Annotated in this window: 17 protein-coding genes; 8 read left to right on the top strand and 9 right to left on the bottom strand. The window is 72.9% G+C overall.

What is annotated here, in order from left to right:
- Window positions 1-25: 25 nt before the first annotated feature.
- The 6 genes from AAD528_RS12430 to AAD528_RS12405 all read left to right on the top strand — a co-directional run bounded on the left by AAD528_RS12430 (window position 26) and on the right by AAD528_RS12405 (window position 7,121).
- Window positions 26-601, top strand: coding sequence for a hypothetical protein (locus tag AAD528_RS12430; RefSeq protein WP_345752395.1), 576 nt, complete (start codon window positions 26-28; stop codon window positions 599-601).
- Complete coding sequence (locus AAD528_RS12425) at window positions 598-1,650, top strand: hypothetical protein (RefSeq protein ID WP_345752394.1); 1,053 nt, start codon at window positions 598-600, stop codon at window positions 1,648-1,650. Before AAD528_RS12430 ends, AAD528_RS12425 begins: the two co-directional genes overlap by 4 nt.
- Window positions 1,651-1,663: 13 nt before the next feature.
- Complete coding sequence (locus tag AAD528_RS12420; RefSeq protein WP_345752393.1) at window positions 1,664-2,701, top strand: acyltransferase family protein; 1,038 nt, start codon at window positions 1,664-1,666, stop codon at window positions 2,699-2,701.
- A gap of 136 nt (window positions 2,702-2,837) precedes the next feature.
- Window positions 2,838-3,995 carry a GNAT family N-acetyltransferase gene (locus AAD528_RS12415; protein WP_345752392.1) on the top strand — a complete coding sequence of 386 codons (1,158 nt, stop codon included), beginning with the start codon at window positions 2,838-2,840 and terminating at the stop codon, window positions 3,993-3,995.
- A gap of 8 nt (window positions 3,996-4,003) precedes the next feature.
- Window positions 4,004-5,173: a GNAT family N-acetyltransferase gene (locus AAD528_RS12410; RefSeq protein ID WP_345752391.1), complete on the top strand. Its 1,170-nt coding sequence runs from the start codon at window positions 4,004-4,006 to the stop codon at window positions 5,171-5,173.
- Between the two features lie 7 nt (window positions 5,174-5,180).
- Window positions 5,181-7,121 carry a UbiA family prenyltransferase gene (locus AAD528_RS12405; protein WP_345752390.1) on the top strand — a complete coding sequence of 647 codons (1,941 nt, stop codon included), beginning with the start codon at window positions 5,181-5,183 and terminating at the stop codon, window positions 7,119-7,121.
- 33 nt (window positions 7,122-7,154) lie between these two features.
- Here the strand turns inward: AAD528_RS12405 and AAD528_RS12400 are convergent, their stop codons facing one another.
- From AAD528_RS12400 to AAD528_RS12385, 4 genes are read right to left on the bottom strand one after another with little or no spacing between them, the layout of a single operon-like run.
- A complete protein-coding gene (locus AAD528_RS12400; protein WP_345752389.1) occupies window positions 7,155-8,945 on the bottom strand; it encodes a hypothetical protein in 1,791 nt (596 codons plus the stop codon).
- A gap of 4 nt (window positions 8,946-8,949) precedes the next feature.
- Window positions 8,950-9,879, bottom strand: a complete 930-nt coding sequence (locus AAD528_RS12395; RefSeq protein WP_345752388.1) for a glycosyltransferase family 2 protein — start codon at window positions 9,877-9,879, stop codon at window positions 8,950-8,952.
- Window positions 9,876-10,667, bottom strand: coding sequence for a polysaccharide deacetylase family protein (locus tag AAD528_RS12390; RefSeq protein ID WP_345752387.1), 792 nt, complete (start codon window positions 10,665-10,667; stop codon window positions 9,876-9,878). Before AAD528_RS12390 ends, AAD528_RS12395 begins: the two co-directional genes overlap by 4 nt.
- Window positions 10,664-11,818, bottom strand: coding sequence for a GNAT family N-acetyltransferase (locus AAD528_RS12385; protein ID WP_345752386.1), 1,155 nt, complete (start codon window positions 11,816-11,818; stop codon window positions 10,664-10,666). The genes AAD528_RS12390 and AAD528_RS12385 overlap by 4 nt, the downstream gene beginning before the upstream one ends.
- Window positions 11,819-11,989: 171 nt before the next feature.
- Between AAD528_RS12385 and AAD528_RS12380 the strand changes: the two genes are divergently transcribed.
- Complete coding sequence (locus AAD528_RS12380; RefSeq protein WP_345752385.1) at window positions 11,990-12,916, top strand: glycosyltransferase; 927 nt, start codon at window positions 11,990-11,992, stop codon at window positions 12,914-12,916.
- A complete protein-coding gene (locus tag AAD528_RS12375; protein ID WP_345752384.1) occupies window positions 12,913-13,815 on the top strand; it encodes a glycosyltransferase family 2 protein in 903 nt (300 codons plus the stop codon). Before AAD528_RS12380 ends, AAD528_RS12375 begins: the two co-directional genes overlap by 4 nt.
- Window positions 13,816-13,831: 16 nt before the next feature.
- Here the strand turns inward: AAD528_RS12375 and AAD528_RS12370 are convergent, their stop codons facing one another.
- The 5 genes from AAD528_RS12370 to AAD528_RS12350 all read right to left on the bottom strand — a co-directional run bounded on the left by AAD528_RS12370 (window position 13,832) and on the right by AAD528_RS12350 (window position 19,063).
- The gene (locus AAD528_RS12370; RefSeq protein WP_345752383.1) at window positions 13,832-15,091 is read right to left on the bottom strand and encodes a glycosyltransferase; all 1,260 of its coding nucleotides are present in this window, start codon (window positions 15,089-15,091) and stop codon (window positions 13,832-13,834) included.
- A gap of 106 nt (window positions 15,092-15,197) precedes the next feature.
- Window positions 15,198-15,986: a phosphatase PAP2 family protein gene (locus AAD528_RS12365; protein WP_345752382.1), complete on the bottom strand. Its 789-nt coding sequence runs from the start codon at window positions 15,984-15,986 to the stop codon at window positions 15,198-15,200.
- 199 nt (window positions 15,987-16,185) lie between these two features.
- Entirely contained in the window at window positions 16,186-16,845 is a 660-nt protein-coding gene (locus tag AAD528_RS12360; RefSeq protein ID WP_345752381.1) for a NeuD/PglB/VioB family sugar acetyltransferase, read from the bottom strand.
- The gene (locus tag AAD528_RS12355; RefSeq protein WP_345752380.1) at window positions 16,842-18,029 is read right to left on the bottom strand and encodes a DegT/DnrJ/EryC1/StrS family aminotransferase; all 1,188 of its coding nucleotides are present in this window, start codon (window positions 18,027-18,029) and stop codon (window positions 16,842-16,844) included. The genes AAD528_RS12360 and AAD528_RS12355 overlap by 4 nt, the downstream gene beginning before the upstream one ends.
- The gene (locus AAD528_RS12350; RefSeq protein WP_345752379.1) at window positions 18,026-19,063 is read right to left on the bottom strand and encodes a dTDP-glucose 4,6-dehydratase; all 1,038 of its coding nucleotides are present in this window, start codon (window positions 19,061-19,063) and stop codon (window positions 18,026-18,028) included. Before AAD528_RS12350 ends, AAD528_RS12355 begins: the two co-directional genes overlap by 4 nt.
- Window positions 19,064-19,075 lie beyond the last annotated feature (12 nt).

Genomic DNA, 19,075 nt, shown 5'->3' with positions numbered 1-19,075 from the left:
GCCCTCCGCCGGCCCGGAGGTCCCGATGAACCGCATGCCACGCGTGCCGCGGCAGGGCGGTGCGCGCGCGCGCCGCCACCCCGGCCCGGCCCTCCGGACGCGGGCCCTGCCGATCGTCGTGACGGCGGCGCTGCTGATCCCCAACGCCTACGTCATCGCCCTCGGCGTCGAGGACTTCCCCTTCACGGTCGCGCCCATGTTCGCCCAGTACGTCGACGAGGACACACCCCTGTACACGTTCCGGATGGAGGGGGTACGCGACGGCGTCGCTGAGCCGCTGCCGCTCGAGAACACGGCGTGGGGGGAACTGAAGCTCATGCGCCAGTTCGCCTCATTCGCCTACAGCCCGCTCACGGAGACGTCGCCGTTCCGCGACCCCGACCGCGCGACGCTCACGCCCACGCAGTTCGACGCGCGCCTGTCCGGGTTCTTCGGCCCGCTCACCGACTTCCTCCGGGACCACGGCGGCGTCGTCTACGACACGGTCGTCCTCCACGTCGACATCGTGGACGGCGCCGGCGAGCTGCTCGAGACCGCCGTCGTGGGGCACTACGACACGGCGACGCGCCGCTACACCCAGACGTACGGCGGGGCATCATGACGCGGCGAGTCGAGCACCTGACGACGCGGGTGCTGCCCGTGCTGTGGCACGGCAGGCTCAGCTGGCTGCGGATCGTGCTGACGCTGCTGTACGGGGAGCGCGTCCTGAACACGGTGCGCGGCTGGCAGGATCCCGCCCCCGCCCTCCTGCACGAGGGCTGGGTCCTGGGTCTCGTGCCGCAGGGGCTGCAGGATGTCTTCCTCGGCCACCCGACCGCGGTTGCCGTCGTCGTGCTCGCCTGCGCGGGCCTGGGCGTGATCGGCCTGGCGACCCGTCCGGCGCTGCTGCTGCTGGCCGTCCTCGGCGCGTTCGCCATCTCGGTGGAGGCCGGGCAGGGTGTCTTCGACCACGAGTCCTCGCTGGCGACGCAGGTGCTGGCCGTGCTCGCGTTCGCACCCGGCACCGACCTCGTCTCGGTCGACAGCGCGATCCGGTGGTGGCGCAGGGGCCGGCCGGACGTCTGGGGGTGGCTCGCCGCGCCGTACCGGAAGTGGGGCGTCACGCTCATCCTGGTGCTCGTCGCCATCACGTACACGACGTCCGGCCTGTCGAAGCTGCGCTTCGGGGGGCTCGGCTGGCTCAACGGCGAGACGCTCGGCTTCTACCTGCGCGGGTTCACCGCCGGATCGCACGTGTACATCGTCGGCGGCGGGCCCGCGACGTGGCGCGACGACTTCGGCCTGCAGATGTACACGTATGCGAACCCCACGTTCGGGCACTATCCCTCGGGCCTCGTCGCCGGCCTCGCCGACTGGATCGCCCACACCCCCGGCGCGCTCGTCGCGATCTCCGTCGCGACCGTCTGCCTCGAGCTGTCGGGCTTCCTGGCGCTGGTGCCGAAGCTCCGCAGCGCGTTCCTCGTCTCGGCGATCCTGATGCACACCACGATCGGCGCGCTGATGGGCCTCGACTTCACGATGTACCGCGTGATCGACCTCTTCCTCATCGAGTGGGAGCTGCTGGGCATCTTCGCCGCGTGGTGGCTCGCCCGCCGGCGAGGCGTTCCGCGCGACCTCCGAGCATCATCCCCCCTCCCCGAGCGCGCATGAGAGAGAAGCGACAATGACTGACAAGCCCGCGAAGCCGCGCGAGCAGTGGGTGGACACGGCGAAGGGCGTCGCGATCATCCTCGTGGTGCTCCTGCACGCCAACTTCGACTACCTCGACGCCCTGCCGGAATGGCAGTGGGACCACTACTCGGGCATCATCGAGACGTTCCGGATGCCGCTGTTCTACTTCACGGCCGGCCTCTTCGCGCAGCGCGCGCTGGCGAAGGACCTGCGCGGGCTGGTCGACAGCCGACTGCTCCGGCTGATCTGGGTCTACGGTCTCTGGACCGCGCTGGGTCTCGTCGTCGCCCAGTTCATCCCCTTCGTCGCGGACCCCGGCATGCCGATGTGGGAGGCGCTGCTGCTGCTGCCCGTGTGGCCGAATGCGGCCACGTGGTTCGTGTACGGCGTGATCCTGTACTTCCTGGTCGCCTGGGCGACGCGCCGGATCCCGATGGTCGTGCAACTCCTCGTGGCCGCGGTGGCGTCCGGCCTGTTCCAGACGGGCCGACTGCTGCCGCCGCTCACGGACGAGTGGAGCAAGATCGGGCGGTACTACTTCTTCTTCCTGCTCGCCGTGGCCGTGGGACCGCGCCTGCGCGCCCTCGTGCCGAGCGTGCGGCTCTGGCAGGCGATCGCGGCTCCGATCGCCTACGCGGCGCTGATCGTGCTGTTCCGCGTCCTCGCGGTGCCTCAGAACGTCGTCGTCTGGTTCGCGATGAGCGTGCTGGCCGTGCCCGCCGGCTGCGGACTCGCCATCGCCCTCGCGCGTGCGCGCGGGTTCGGCTGGCTCGCCCATCTCGGCGCGAACACGCTCCCGGTCTACGTCCTGCACTGGTACGTCATGACGCTCGCGATCTTCCTGCTCGGGCTCGTGCCCTTCTGGCCCCCCGCGCTCGTCCCGTTCCTGGTTCCGCTGCTCGTGGCCATCGCGATCCCGGTCAGCCTGCTCATCCACCGCGTCGCTGCACGTGTCCCGGGGCTCTTCGACCGGCCCACCTGGCTGCGCATCCCGGAGCCGCGGCGGACGCCGCTGCTGGAATCGGCATGACCGCATCCGGACCGCGCACGCGTCGCCGCGGCCCCGCACATCCGCCCGCGCGCGCGGGACGCCGCGCGCTACGCTGGCGGGGCGACGCCCGACGGGAGGTCGCGTCGTGTGCGCTCGTCGACGAGAGGGCAGAAGTGTGACCGTCGAGATCGTCGCGCTCGCCGACGCGGTCCAAGGCGTGGACGGCTGGGACGAGCTGACCCGGTCCGCCGTCGAGCCGAACGCGTTCCTGGACCCGCGGTTCCTGCGGACCTGCGTCGACCACTGGCCGGAGGCGCGCGAGGTGAGGCTGGCCCTGGCGCGGGAGGAGAGCGGCGCGCTCGTCGCTGTGCATGCCTTCACGCATGCGCCCGTGGAGCTGCGCGGTCTCTCGCCCATGGCCGCGGCGACGACCGGGCCGCTCATGGACGCAGTGATGCCGATCCGCCGTCCGCTCCTGGCGGCGGGCGACCCGGAACGTGCCGCGCGGCTGCTCCTGCACGGTCTGGCCCAGCGTCGCCTGCCCGCGTTCGCCGCGATGGTCGACGCCCCCCGCACGGGAGCCGCGGCCGACGCCCTGCGTCGCGCGGCGACGGACCTCCGGATGCCGCGGCACACCCTGTCCGAGTACGCGTCCCCGGGCGTGACGCGCCTGCCCGCGCTTCCCCCCGTGGAGCAGGACACGACGCCCATCGATCTCGTCGCGCGGACGCCGCACCTGGCGAGCACGACCGGCAGGAAGCTGCGGCAGCGTTATCGCGGCCTGGAGAAGGAGCTGGGGGCGCCCCTCGAGATCGTCCGGCGCGATGCCGATCCGCGGGCGGTGTCGGAGTTCCTCGATCTCGAGGCGGCCGGATGGAAGGGCGACTCGGCGCGGAGCGGCCACGCCTACCGCGTGATCGGCAAGGAGGCCTGGCTGCAGGATCTCGCGCGCGCGTTCTCCACCACGGGAGACCTGTCGATCGTCGAGCTCAGAGGGGGCGGCGTCACGGTGGCGATCGCGATGGCCGTGATGTCCGGCGGATGGGCGTTCGCGTTGCGCGACACCTACGACGAGCGCTTCGCCCGCTTCAGCCCCGGTCTGCTGAACCGCCTCGTCGCGCTGCACTGCGCCCTGACCCGACCGGGCGTCGACGCGTTCGATCCCTGCATGGGCCGCGCGCGGGACGCCCTCCAGCTGTACCCGGACATCACGCCGCACGAGACCTACGTGCTCGCATCGCGCGGCCTCGTCGAGAAGACCGCGCTGCGCGCCTACTCGCGGTTGAGCCGCGCCGCGCGCACGCGCCGCGTGCAGGCCGGGAGCGGCCGATGAGGGCGCGCGTGGTGCGTGCGGCCGAGCTCACCGCGGATGACATCGCGCGCTGGCGGGAGCTGGCCGAACGGGCCATCGAGCCCAACGTCTATCTCGATCCACGGTGGCTGCTGCCGTCTCTGCGCTTCCATCCGGACGCGCCGGATCTCTCCCTCGTGCTCGTCGAGGACCGCGACGGACTGCGGGGTCTGCTCGCCTTCACGGTCGAGCCCGTCTGGCAGGGCCTCCCCTTCCGCGCCGCGTCCACAGCGGGACGCTTCCTCCACATGCACGCGGAGCGGCATCATCCGCTGATCGACCACCAGGATCCCGTCGCGACTCTGGGGGCGCTGCTGGACGGCCTGAAGCAGGCGAGGCTGCCCGGCCTGGTCGTGCTGCACAAGTTCGTGGGCGACGGCCCCTTGGCCACCGCGCTGGCGCAGGTCGCCGCCGAGCGGAACGCCCTCGTCGTCGAGGAGCTGCGTCAGCCGTGGGCGTTCGCGACGAGGAGTCGCGCGGCGTCCGCCGCCGCGGCGTCGGAGGAGCCCGATGTCCCCCTCGCCCTCGTCACCGATGTCGACCTGCCGACGGCCGGCGCCAAGACCGTGAAGGAGCTCCGCCGGTGCGCGCGCGCCCTCCAACGCGACGTCGATGCTCCCGTCGTGCTGGCGGACCGCAGCGCCGATCCGGGAGCGGTGGGGCGGTTCCTGGAGCTGCAGGCCTCCGGCTGGAAGGGCGATGCCGACGCGGGCGGCCTCGCACTCGCTCTGCACGACTCCACCGAGCAGTGGTTCCGCTCGATCCTCGACGAGTTCCGCTCCGACGGCGAGCTGCGGCTGTTCTCGCTCGAGGCGGGCGACGCCGTGCTGTACATGGGAGTGTACCTGGTATCCGGATCCGGCGTCTTCGGGTTCCTCGACTCCTACGACGAGGCCTTCCGGCGGTTCGGCGTCGGGCACCTCGGTCGCGTCCTGGGTCTCCATCGGCTCGCGTCCAGCGACCCCGCGCGCTTCGTCGACCCCGACGTCGACCCCTTCTACCGATCGGCCACGGTGCTGTACCCCGACCGCCGGGATCGCGTGAACCTCGTGATCGCCCAGGGCGCCACGGCACGCGCGATGCTGCACGCGCTGCCCGCGGCGCGGGCGATCCGGGACCGGGCGCGTCGCGCGCTGCGCGGCGGCTCTCGAGCGGGTTGAGCCGAGCATGACCACCATGAGCCGCGAGCTGTCCAGGCGCCACATGCGCCGCGGGTCGGCCTTTCTCGCGGTAGGGCTCGTCGGGTTCGTGGTGGATGCCGCCCTCTACAACCTGCTCGTGTTCGGCGGCGGCCACGGACCGCTCTTCGACCAGCCGCTCCTCGCGAAGTCGCTCTCGCTGCTCGTCAGCCTCGCCGTCTCGTATCTCGGAAACAAGCTCTGGACCTACCGCGACCGCGGAGCGCCGATGTCGGCCTCTGAGGTCGCGCGCTTCGCGGCCGCGAACGCGATCGCGGTGCTGCTGCACCTCGCGTGCCTGTGGTTCTCCCGCGCCGTGCTGGGACAGGCCGATGTCGTTTCGGACAATCTGTGGGGCACGGTCGTCGGCCAGGCCGTCGCGACGGCGTTCCGGTACGTCGCGTACACCTGGTGGGTCTTCCCGCACGCCGCGGACGACGACCCGGATGCCGCGGAACGCGAGCCCCGTGCCACGGACGCACCGCTTCGATCCGGGGCGATCCCCGGGGACCGGACAGTGCGCATCGCGGTCGACCTCGACGGCACGCTGATCCGCAGCGATCTACTGTGGGAGTCGGCCGCGCGGCACGCGCTGCGCACGCCGCTCGGCGCGGCGCGCATCATCCGGTGGACGCTGCAGGGCCCCGTGACCCTCAAGTCGCAGCTCGCCGCGCGCGTCGACCTCGACGCCGCTCTCCTGCCGTACAAGCGCGAGGTCGTCGAGGATCTCGCGCGTCGGCGCGCCGAGGGCGCCGAGCTGGTGCTCGCCACCGCGGCCGCGCGCCGCTACGGACAAGCCGTCGCCGACCACCTCGGCCTCTTCGACGCGGTCATCGCGACGGACCCGGAGGGCCCGAACCGCCGCTCCGCACAGAAGGCGGAGGCGATCTCGGCGCACTTCGGCGGCGCGCCGTGGACGTACGTGGGAGACAGCCCGAAGGACTTCGCCGTGTGGAGCTCGGCGGCGGCGGCGATCACGGTGGACGCGGACGCGCGCGTCGACGCCCGGCTGCGGGCGGCGGCCATCCCCGTCGAGCGGATCCGCACGCGCACGGGCGCGTCCTGGCGCTCCTGGCTGCGACAGCTGCGTCCGCATCAGTGGGCGAAGAACCTCCTCGTCTTCGTGCCCCTCGCGACGTCGCACGAGGTGCTCGAGGATCTCAGCGCCCTGCTCGCCGCACTCGGCGCCTTCGCGGCTTTCAGTCTCTGCGCGTCGGCGGTGTACGCCTTCAACGACCTCGCGGACCTCGACGCCGACCGGCAGCATCCCCGCAAGCGCGCGCGTCCGCTCGCCTCCGGGACCATCTCGATCCGCGCGGGTCTGGCGACCGGTGTGATCCTCGGGGTCGCGGGCCTGTGGATCGCCTGGCTCGTGAACGGATGGACCCTCGCGGCCCTGCTCGTCTACCTGGTGGCGACGAACCTCTACTCGCTGTGGCTCAAGCGCAAGCCCATGATCGATGTGACGACGCTCGCCCTGCTCTACACCTGGCGGGTCGTCACCGGGTGCGTCGCCATCTCCGTCGAGCCCACCGTGTGGCTGCTCGCGTTCTCGACCTTCTTCTTCTTCGGGCTGGCGCTCGTCAAGCGGTTCGCCGAGCTGTACGGCGCCGAGCGCGCCCGCGGCTACGGGCGCGACGACACGCTGCTCGTGTCGGCGCTCGGGGTCTCGTCGTCTCTCGTCGCGGTGCTCGTGTTCGTGCTCTACATCGATCAGAGCGCGAGCACCGGCGCGTACGGCACGCCCCAGGCGCTGTGGCTGGCCGTGCCCCTGCTGCTGTACTGGTGCGCGCGCACCTGGCTCGTCGCGTTCCGCGGCGAGATGAACGACGATCCCCTCGTCTACGCGGTCCGCAACCCGGTGAGCCTCGTCACGGTGGGCCTCATCGCCGCAGTCTGGACTGCGGCGACGGTGCTGCGGATCGGGTGACGGCCGGCGGCCACGCGATCGCGTCCGCCGGGCTCAGCCGCAGGGCTCGGGAGCGATCGCGATCACGATGAATCCGGACGAGTCGAACTCGACCAGGCTGCCCCCCGGTTCCCGGGCCAGCAGCTCGTCGCGCGTCATGACCCGTGCGCGCCCGTCGGCCTCCAACGCGTTGAGCACGGCGCCGCCGAACATGGCGGCGTCCGGGTCCGGAGGATCCGCGAGCATGAGCCGCTCGGCGGCCGTGACCGCGATGCACCCCTCCCGTTCGGCTGCCGAGGACAGCGCCTGCGAGAGCGACCCCGCCTGACGCTGGATCCACTGCTCGTGCACCTGGACAGCCCCGATCAGCGCGGAGTTGGCGAGCACCAAGACGGACAGCGCGAGGCAGAGCGCGCGCGCCCGGGATACGGCCAGAGCGACGAGCACGACGAGGGAGACCACCACGAGATGGGGTGTGTAGCGTGCCCACCAGGAGCCGTCGACCGCGACGACGCCGATCGCCATCGCCGCGATCGGCAGCAGGAACACGTGCAGGTGCCGCCGGTGGGTCCGCGCGAACCGGATGAGCAGGTACACGCCGAGCAGGACCGACACGATCAGGACGCCGCCGAACAGCACCCCCCAGCCGCCGATGCGCACGTCGAGCGAGCGGAACAAGTGCAGCTCCCCACCCGTGAACGTGAACGGGACCTTGAGGTCCGCGACGGGCGGCACCGAGTTCGAGGCCGTGCTGAGCACGGAGATCGCGAACCTGGACACCGGATCGCGCCCGACGAAGCTCACGGGCGTGAAGTGCGTGAGGATGTCCACCGTGCCGCGACCGAAGAGCGGATGCAGCGGATTCCCCTCCGTCACGAGATTGCGCAGGTACGAGGACGCGCCGACGACGACCAGGGCGATCGCGCCGCCCGCGAGACCGGTCCCGGCGAGCGCCCACACGGCACGCCGGTTCGCCCGCAACCGCACGCACAGCCACGCCAGGAAGACCAGCCCGAGGATCCCCGCGTGGACGAGTCCCGTGAACTTGACGTTCGCGAGGACCACCACGGTCGACACGAGCGCGACGGGGGACGCCCGGCGCCACCAGAGGGGCGGGTCCCAACCGGGGTCGACGAGGGTCGACAGGAGCACGACCGCGATGAGGACGACGGTGCCCATCAGGCCGTCGTTGTAGTACGTGAACACCTGCGTCACCGCGATGGGGTTCGCCGCCGCCACGGCGCCGATCAGGACCGCGCTCCAGAGCCGCATCCGCGTCGCGAGATACCCGGTGGCGACGAGGAACAGTGCGATCATCATGAGTAGCGTGAAGGCCTTGCCCGACTCGATCGAACCGGTCACCTGCGCCAGGGACGCGCCGAAGAGCCAGGTCGCCTTCGGATAGGCGTCGATCCACAGCCCCTCGGGGTCCGACTCGAGAAGCACGGCGAACGACCCGCCGTCCGCGGAGCCCGCCCAGTCTTCAACCGGCGCCCACACGGGGTTCCAGCCCGCACGCAGGGCTCCGACCGCGAGCTTGTGATAGGTGTTGCCGTCCCAGGATCGGTCCGTCGTGAGGGTCGCGACCACCACGCTGAGCGCGATCGCACCGCACGCGATCGCGACGGCGGCGACGCGGACCGCGACCGGCGACCGTCCGAGGACGAACCACAGCGCCGCGAGGACCGCGACCGGGCTGAGCATGGTGACGACGGGGGTGACGGCGCCGCCGAGGATCAGCACCACGGACTGCGCCGTGACCAGCAGGGCGAACAGGACGACCAGGGCCACGCCCGACGCCAGTGAGACATCGGCGACGCGCCGATCCACCATCACTGCGCTCATCCGCTCACCCGGCCCGCGGGAGCCGGTCCGGCGGCGCCAGCTGCGCGACGCCGTCGATCTCGGCGCGCCGGCTTCCGGCCCGATGGGCGAGCTCCGACAGGTATGGCGTCGCCTGCGCCGGCGAGCGCAGGATCGATGCGGCCTTCGCCGGCAGCCGGCGAAGACGGTCGAGGCGGGTCCCACCGCCCCCGGCGCCGAACGATGCCGACGCGGACCGGCTCTGCCGCTCGTACTCGGCCCGGATCAGCGCGTACCGGTGAGCCAGCACGCGGCCTCCGGCGCCCTTGGCGTATGCCTGGCGCATCGCCGCACGCAGGCCCGCGCGCTTGCGGACGTGCACGATCGCGTCGGGCACGCCGACGAGGTCGTGCCCGGCGAGCTGGACACGCCAGGAGAAGTCGATGTCCTCGGCAGTGGCGAGCGTCTCGTCGAATCCGCCCACCGCGGCGAACACGTCGGCGCGGATCCCCATGTTCCCCGATCCGCCGGCGGGCAGCTGCGGCAGGGCCGGGTCGGTGAACGTGGGCCGATCCCACCCGAAGTCCCAGTCCTGCCCGGGATTGAGCACGGCGTGCTCGACCGCGCCCGCCGCGAACGCCGCCGACTGCAGCGCGTCGTGGAAGGCGCGCACCCAGCCGGAGCTCACCACGTCGTCCGCGTCGCAGAACAGCAGCAGCGAGGCGCGGGCGTCGGCGGCGCCGATGTTCCGCGCCGCGGACGCCCCCCGCCGCGCGGACGCGTCCACGAGACGCAGCCAGGGCCGCTCTCGCTGCGCGGCCCGCACCAGCTCCACCGTGCCGTCCGTCGAGCCGTTGTCGCACGCGAGCACCTCGAACGGCACCGCGGCGTCCTGCGCCGCGAGTGCGGCGAGCTGCTCACCCAGCGTGTCCCGCGCGTTGTAGGCGGGGATCACCACGCTGACCGCCGGCGTCATTCGCGCGCCATCCGATCACGCAGGGCGCTGCGCACATGCCGATGGGCGGCGAGCAGCGCGCTCGCGCCGACCGTCGTGAAGCCGCGGTCCGCGAGCCCCACCAGGATCCGGTCGAGGACGTCCGCCTTGACGAATTCGGGCAGGCGCTCGCCCGCCTCCAGCATGTGCGGGTCGGCCCGATGATCGTGCAGCAGCAGGACCGCGCCCGGGAACACCTCGGCCAGCGCTCGGCGGGCCACGGTCTCGACCTCGGCATCGACCCAGTCCCACGCGTGCCCGGACCAGATCATCAGTTCCAGCCCCATTCGGCGGATGCCGAGCGCCTGCCGCCAGGTGTGCTTGCCGTAGGGCGGCCGGAAGACCCGCACGGTCACCCCGGTGACGTCCTCGACGCGCGCCCGGGCGTCGCGGATGCGCCGCAGCGCGTCCTCGTCGGCCAGCGTGGTCAGCGCGGTGTGGTCCCAGCCGTGCAGGGCGAGCTCGTGCCCCTCCGCGACGATCCGCCGGGCGAGCTCGGGATGGGCCGCCACCTGCTCGGCGAGCACGAAGAACGTCGCGGTCGCACCTCTCTGCCCGAGCACGTCGAGGATCCCGGGCGTGTGGGCGGGGTGCGGGCCGTCGTCGTACGTGAGGGCGACGACCGGATCGTCGGTCTCCACGCAGAAGACGCCGAACGGCGCCGTCAGGAACCCGGGAAGCGGGGCGACCGCGAGGTCCGCGAAGCCCCCTCCCCGGGGGGCGGGTTCGCGCCAGATCTCGCGCGAGCGCACAAGGAGCGGCGATCTCATCGCTGCACGGCTCCTCGTCCGCGCGGCACGGCGGCGGCCCACTCCCGCGCCCGTCGCAGGGCGGGCAGCGCGCGCACGAGCTGCCTGCCGCCGCCACGCAGGCCGACTGCGTACGTCACGACCGGCAGCGTATGCGGGAAGATCGGCGCCACCTTGCCGCTCACGATGTCCATCGTCGGATCGTAGTAGTCCGCATCCGTGGCGAAGAGCGCCCACTGCACGCTCGCGAGGCGCCCCAGCGCGCCGACGCCGAAGTGGCCGAGCTCCTCGTCGTAGGCGTCCGCCAGGCCGAACACCGCGTTCCCGCTGCGGAAGGCGATCTGCATGTGGACGATGCGCTGCCCCGCGCGCAGCACGAACACGACGAACCTGCCGTCCTCGCGGAAGGCGGAGGCCACGGCGCGGATCCAGTCCCCCCGCCCGGTCGGCAGATACGCTTTCCCGCCGGACTCCGTCTGCCCCTTCCAGCCCGCGGCCTGGAGCTCGAGGAACTGCTCCAGCGCCTCCGGATCGTCGCCGCGGTCCTCGAACGCGAGCTCCGCCCCGAGCGCCTGCTGCAGCGTGCGCATCTCCTTGCGACGCGTCTTGCGGGTCGTGGCGCCGAGGTGAGAGACGGCGACGACGTCCGTCGGCTCGCCGACATCCCCGGGGCGCGCGTCCACGCAGTGGATGTGCTCGCGGTCCATCCGGTACACGGGCAGACGCCGTCGACGCGCGGCGTCGGTCAGGGCGTCGATGAGATGGCCCTCGGGGACGCGCCGGAGATCGAGCACTTCACCGCCGCCATGACGCAGCGCCCCCTCGATCAGGAGCTCGGCCGCTCGGTCGGCGCGATCGCTCGCCAGCAGAGGGTGGAAGCGGGAGCTCGCGTCCTGCAGATACGCGCCGTCGCAGCGCAGAGACAGAGCGCGGAGCCGGCGGCGCCCGAGTGTGACGGCCGCGACCGAGTACGGCATCATCCCGATCATGTCGCCGCCGTCCTCGGCGATCAGCACGCGCTGCCGCGCCGCGAACGGGTCGAGCCGAGCCGAGACCGCCAGATACCGCGGATCCAGGAAGGCGTTCGGCTCGATCGCGCCCTCGGCCAACCGCGTCCAGCGCTCGACGTCCGCCGGCTCGAGGTCGCCGACGGCGACATCGCGTACCTTCATCGGACCACCCTTGCGCGAGGAGACATCGTGAATGCGTCTGCAGTGCAGGATGCGCGTGCCCCGCGCCTGATACGCCCGCGCCCGAGTCCGGGCCGGACGCTGCGTGCCCCCCGCTGCCTCCACGATGCGCGGGAGCCGACCCTCTGGCTATGCTCGCGCTGAGGAGTGCCCATGAACTCGAGATCTCCAGCCGGACCGAGCCCGGCTGCCGGCGACCGCCTCGATCCGGAGATCGTGATCGTCGCGTACGGCACACCGGATCTGCTGCGAGACGCCCTCGCTCCGATCGCCGGCTTCGCCGTGACGATCGTCGACAACTCGTCGCTGCCCGAGATCGCCGCCATCGCGCGCGAGGCGGGCGCGGCGTACTGGGATCCGGGGGCCAACCTCGGCTTCGGCGCCGGCGTGAACCACGCGCTCGCCCGCCGGCGGACGCCCGGCTCGGACGTGCTGCTGCTGAACCCGGACGCGGTGGTCGAGCCCGAGGCGATCCGGCGGCTGCAGGAGACCCTGCACGCCGAGCCGGGGATCGCGAGCGTCGGCCCCGCGCAGCTGGACGCGGACGGCCACCGTTCCCGCATCACGTGGCCGTACCCGGATCCCCTGGAGTACCTGGCGAAGACCGTGCGGCTGGAGCGGTTCGTGCCGGTTCGCGCGCAGTACGTCATCGGCTCCGTGCTGATGCTCAACGCCGCCGCCCTGGAGCGCGTCGGCGGGTTCGACGAGGAGTTCTTCCTGTACGCGGAGGAGGCCGACTGGGAGTACCGCGCGCACCTCGCCGGATGGCGCAACATCGTGCGGGAGGACGTCACCGCGCTGCACGTCGGCGCCGCGACGAGCTCCGACGCCGCCCGGCGCGAAGTCTTCCTGCAGGCGGGACAGGAGCGGTTCCTGCGCAAGCACCACGGCGTGTGGGGGTGGCAGCTCGCGCGCTGGTCGGTCGTCGTGGGCAGCCTCCCGCGGCGCCTGCTGCTGCGCGGCGATCGGCGCCGCGCGGCGCGTGAGCGCGGCCTGCTCTTCCAGCGCGGGCCCGTGGCCGTTGAGCAGACTTACCGACCGAGGGCACCGCGCGCGGCCGTCGCGGACGAGCGACCGTGACCGATCCGCGGGTGAGCGTGGTCGTCGCGACCAACCGCGTGAGCCCCTACCTGCGAGAGGCCCTGGAGTCCGCGGTCGCGCAGACGCATCCGGCCGTGGACATCCTCGTCGTCGACGATGGATCCCCGGATGCCGCCGCCGTCGCCGCCGCCGCGTCAGCCGTCGGCGCGCGGACCGTGCGCATCCCGCCTTCCGGCGTCAGCATCGCGCGCAACGTGGGCGCCGCGGAGGTCACGGGCGACTACGTGGTGTTCCTCGACGACGACGACCGGTGGCATCCGGAGCGGCTGCGCCGGCAGGTCGCGGCGCTGGAGGAGGACCCTGGCGCGGTCGCGAGCTACTGCGGCATGAGGACCGTCGACGCGACCGGGCGGCGCGAGCTCGCACCGGCGGACCAGGTCGCGGTGACGTCTCGGCTGGACGTCGCACGGCGGATCACCGGGATCATCCTGCCCAATCTCGTCATCCGCCGCGCCTCGTTCGACGCCGTCGGCGGATTCCACTCGCGCCTGGCGCTCGCCGAGGACCTGGACCTCGTCCTGCGCCTCGCGGAACGCGGATCGTTCGCGTTCGTCCCGGAGCGCCTCGTGGACTATCGCGCGACCTCGACGAACACCACGCGCCGCCACCGTGAGCTCACGCGCAGCATCGACCGCGTGCTGCGGCTGCACCGCTGGAGCGCGGTGGAGCGCGGTGATGCGGAGCTCGTCGCCGCGTTCGACGAGAGCCTCCGCGGCAATGCGCGCTTCGCGTGGTGGGGTGCGTCCCGCCGGGCGCGATCGTCACTGCGGGAGCGCCATCCCGCCGCCGCCGCAGGCGAGCTGTGGTGGGCGCTGCGCACGGCCCCCGGCGGCCTGCTCGACGGCCTGGCTCGGCGGGCGAGCCGCCGGGCCAGGTGAAGCGCAGCCGCGCCTCCTACGCGGCCACCGGGCTCGGCAGCAGGCCGGCGGCGGGCTGCGGACGCGATGCCGGTGCGCTGACGAGGCTCCCCTCGGCCACGAGCGGCGTCTTCACGCGCGCCGGCGCCCCCTCGGCCACCTCGGTCACGACGGCGCGCAGACGTTCGATGAAGCGCGGCTCGCTGAAGCTCTCGGCATGCGCCCTGATCGCGGCGGCGTCCCACGACGTCGCCCGGGCGCGCTCGACCGCGCTCGCGATCTGCTCCGGATCCGGTGCGTCGAAGAAGAGTCCACTCGTCCCGTTCCGCACGGTGTCGAGGAACCCGCCGTCGTGCAGCGCGAGCGTGGGGCGCCCGAACGTCGCCGCCTCCAGCGGCGTGAGACCGTAGTCCTCGTACGAGGCCGCGACGAGCGCCGAGGCGTGCCGATAGAGCCAGCGCAGGCGCGCATCCGTCACCGATCCCAGCAGGCGCACGCGAGGTCCCGCGATGGACTGCAGGCGGTCGCGATCGGGTCCGACGCCGACGACCAGGAGGTCCACGTCCCCGAGCAGCGATGCGGCGCGCACCACGGCGTCGACGTTCTTGTAGGGCAGCAGCCGCGCCACGACGAGCAGGAAGCCGGGCTCGATCCCTGGAGCCGCGTCCTCGTCGCCGGACGGCAGGCACGCCGGCGGCGGCGGAACGACCTCGGCCTCGATTCCGTACACGTCGCGCACCGCCCGCTGGATGACCGTCGAGTTGACGAGGTAGCGGTCGGCCGACAGCGCCGCGGCACGGTCCCACTGCCGCAGGCCCCGCCCCAGCGCGGCGATGGCCGCGCGTGTCGCGGCGCCGCGCACCGAGCCGCCGCTCGCGTACCGGTCGGTCTGGTACAGCCAGCGCGCCGGGGCGTGGCAGTACACGATCTTGCGCCCGGTCGTGCGGATGCCGTGGGCCCAGCCGCTGGAGCTGGCCAGCAGCACATCGGCGTCGACGTGGATGCGGTCGACGTCGCGTGCGAGCAGCGGGAGCGCGAGGCGGTGCGAGCGACGCAGCAGACTGTGCCGGTTCAGCGCGGAGGGCCGCACGTCGAGGGCGCCGAACTCGGGGAACGTCTGCGCCGGCTCGTACAGCGTCGTGTACAGGGACGCGCCGGGGAACGCGCGTCCCATGGACAGCGCCACACGCTCGGCTCCTCCCCGCTGGGTGAAGTAGTCGTGCGCGAGAGCCACCGTCGCCTGCGCCTGCGCCCCGTACTGGTCCTCTGAGACCGCCTGCAGCACCTGTCCGCTCATGACCGCACCTCCCCGGGCACCGCACCGTGCGGACCCACCTGGATGGAGCGGTGTGCACGGTCGCTGATACCTCGGGCCCCCGGTACCCGGGGACGATCGCGGACCGTCAGGCCGGCACGAGAGCGGGTGCCGACGACGGCGCGGACACGAGCAGAACCGCCCCGACCGCGGCGCTCGAGGACAGGACGAGCGCCGTCGTGAGCGGCAGCGCCGCGTCGGCGCCCGCCGCCAGCGCGATCGCGGACACGGCGAACGCCACGACGGCCGTCGCGGAGAGCGCGATCAGCCCGATCACCGGCCGCCGGCGCCGGACCCAGGACGTCGTGCGCGTGCCGCGGGACAACCCTCCCGTCACCGCACCCGCCAGCAGAGCGCCGCCGACGACGTCGCTGCCGCGATGCGCGAACGAGGCCACCGACGCGATCGCGATGAACACCGCGAGCCCGCCGCCGGCCGCCAGCACGGCCGTCATGGTCCGTGGTGGCACGAGCCAGGCGAGCACCACGATCGCCGCGAGCGCGAGGGCGGTGTGCCCGCTCGGGAAGGTGTTCTCCGGATAGGCGAAGTCGCCGAGGTGCGGTCGCGGAAGGACCATCCGCTTCAGCACGGTGGCCAGGGCGAAGACGACCACCAGGGTGCCGAACCCCGCAACCGCGTCCGTCGTCCGTCCGCGCATCGGCGCGGTCGCGATCGCCGCGCATGCCACGGCGATCGGCACGAACGGAAGCACCTCCCTGGCATGGAAGAGCGGCAGGGCGCCCAGCTCGCGGGCCCACGTGAACGCGCCCAGGCTCGCGGCGTCGAGCAGCTGACCGGTCGGGGTCAGCACGAAGAACCCGTACACCGCGAGGAACGCGACGGCGAAGCCGCCCGCCCGCACCGCCCGCTGTCGCATGTGGATGCGCCCCCTCAGGTCTCCCTGTGTGGACGCAGGCGCAGCCGGTCGACGGGGCCCGTACCCGATGTCCGCCGTCGGCGCGCGCTCGCGACTCGGCGGACGTGGACGCGGCTGCCCGGCGCGCGGTGTTCCGCACGTCCGGGCGCCGCAGCTTCTGGCGCGGCGCGACCACGCGTCGCAGCGAGCGAGGCGACACTCATGCCGAGACCTCCAGCACGGAGATCGGATGGATCCCGCCGGAGGAGAGGAGAGGCCGAGCCGGCACTCCGACCCACGTCTCGCCGTCGGGGACGTCGCGGATCACGGCCGCGCCCATCCCGACCGTCGCGTCCGCGCCGATCGCGACCCCCGGGTGCACGGAGGCGTTCAGGCCGAGGAACGCCGCTTCGCCGATGCGGACCCCGCCCCCGAGGCTCACGCCCGCCGCGAAGGTCGCGAAGTCGGCGACGAGGTCATCGTGGCCGATCGTGCAGCCGGGCATCACGACGACGTGCCGGCCGACTCTCGCCTCCGCAGTGATCGTGGCGCCGTCGAGCAGGATCGACCCGCCGCCCACGGTGCTCGTGGCGCCGATCCGGGCGTCCGCCGCGACGAACGTCGCGTAGCGGTCGGCCCCGACACCGGCGGCCGCCAGCCGGTGCGCGACCTCGCGGCGCGCGCGACCGGGACCGACGCACAGCAGCAGGTGGTCGGCGCGGCGCGTCACGGCCTCGGCGATGCCCCCGAGCACGGGCACTCCCCCGCACTCCGTGCCGTGCATGGTCGGATCATCGTCGAGCACGCCGACGATGCCGGGCGCTCCGGCCGCGATCACCTCGCGCGCCAGACCGCTCGCGCCGAGCAGCAGCACGCTCACGACCGGATCCCGATGGCGCCGTCCCGGACAGCCGCGATGACGCGATCCTGATCCGCCGAGGTCAGTTCATGGAACAGCGGCAGGATCACCGTGCGGTCGGCGAGCCGGTCGGTCACGGCCAGCGAGGCCGATCCCGTGTCGCGGAACGCGTAGGCCGGCTGGCGGTGGGCGGCCACGCTGCCACGGCGGGCCGAGATGCCGCGCTCTGCGAGCAGGGCGAGGAGCTCCTCCCGGTTCAGCGGGCACGGCGGGCCGATCTCGATCCACAGCGACGGGAATGCGCTCTGCCCGTACGGCGGATCGGCCACCACCCGGATGCCCGGGACGTCGGCGAGCGCCACGCGGTAACGGGCGGCCGCCGCCCGCCGGCGGGCGACGATCGCGGGCAGACGGCCCAGCTGGACCAGCCCGATCGCGGCCTGCAGGTCGGTCATGCGGAAGCCGAATCCGATCTCGTCATGGATCTCGTGCGGCGGGATCCGCGCCGTCTCGCGCTCCGCATCGGAGAGGGCCGACCCGTGCTGGCGCAGGATGCGGGCGTGCTCGGCCCAATCGGCGCGGCCCGTGGTCAGCATGCCGCCCTCGCCCGTCGTGAGGATCTCCCCCTGGCGGAATGACCACGTCGCCAGCTCGGCGCCGGCGCCGAGCGGCTCGCCGCGGTAGGTGGATCCGACGCCGCTTGCCGCGTCCTCGATCACCACGATTCCGCGGGGATCGCACAGGGCCCGGATCGGTGCGAGATCGACCGGGACGCCGCCCTGGTCCACCGCGATCACGGCTCGCGTGCGCGGAGTGAGCGCGCGGGCGATCGTCGCGGCCGTGACGCAGCCGGTGGCGAGCTCGACGTCCGCGAACACCACGCGGGCTCCGACGTGGGACGCGGCATGGGCCGTCGCGATGAACCCCAGGGACGGCACGACGACGTCGTCGCCGCGGCCGACGCCCGCCACGACGAGTGCGAGGTGCAGGGCGGTGGCGCCGCTGGACGTCGCGATCGCGTGCACGCCGTGGACGGCCTCCGCGAACTCCCGCTCGAACTCCGCCACGCGGGGTCCCTGCGCGATCCAGCCCGCCGCGATGACCTCCGCCATGGCGGCGGTCTCCTCCGCGCCCAGCCACGGCCGCGTCACATCGATGCGAGTGAGGCCAGCCTCTGCAGGCGCGTCGGCCACGGGACTGATCACGCGCTCACCTGTGCCACGGGCCGAGGGGCCTCCCAGTTGCGGTCCTCGATGCGCTCGAGCATCTGCTCGGGCGTGCGGGGGCGGCTGCGGAACCAGCGCACGAGGTCGGCGACGCCCGCGTCGAACGGCATCGCGGGGGTGAACCCCGTGAGACGGTGCATCAGGTGGGCGTCCACGAGCAGGCGCCGCACGTCCCCCGGGCGGGGCTCGAGGAGGATGGGGTCGAGATCCGGTCGGCCGATGAGCCAGGCGACCGTGCGGGCGAGCGCCTCGATCGAGATCTCCTCCCCCGAGCCGAGGTTCACGGTGCTTCCGACGGCGGCGTCGCATTGGGCGATCGTCGCGAGCCCGCGCGCCGTGTCGCTGACGTGCATGAAGTCCCGCGTCTGCCGCCCGTCCCCGTAGACCAGCGCGGGCAGTCCGCAGAGATTGCGGATGATCGTGCGCGGCAGGACCTCGCCGCTGTCGCCCGCGAAGTGGCTGCGCGGACCGTACGTGCTGAACGGCCGCACCACGATCACGGGCAGGTCGTGGCGGCGATAGGCGGACCGGGCATACGCCTCGCCGGCGAGCTTCGATGCGCCGTAGACCGTCTCGGGCCACGTCGGGTGCCGCTCGTCCATCGGCACGCGCTGCGCGGTGCCGAACACCGCGCTCGAGCTGACATGCACGAAGCGGCCGACGCCGACCGCCCGGGCCCGCTCGAGCAGCTGGAGCGTCGCGGTCGCGTTGACCTCGTGGTTCGCGATCGGGTCATGCAGGCTGTGCCGCACGCCGAGGCACGCCAGGTGGAACACGACGTCGGCGCCCTCGAGGGCGCGCATCGCAGTGCCCGAGCGGATGTCGGCCTCGATCAGGCGCACCCGCGGATCACCGTTCCAGTGTGCGAGGTTCGCGCGGCTCCCGTTGACGAGCGAGTCGACCACGGTCACCTCCGCCACGTGCCGCCGCGTGGCCAGCTCGTCCACGAGGTGACTGCCGATGAATCCGGCACCACCGGTGACCACGACCCGCGCACCAACGAGCGACGTCATGCCGCACCTCCG

Source organism: Microbacterium rhizophilum (assembly GCF_039605615.1).
GTDB classification, from domain to species: Bacteria; Actinomycetota; Actinomycetes; order Actinomycetales; family Microbacteriaceae; genus Microbacterium; species Microbacterium rhizophilus.
Note: the sequence above shows the minus strand (reverse complement) of the source record. Positions and strands in the feature narration are given on the sequence as shown.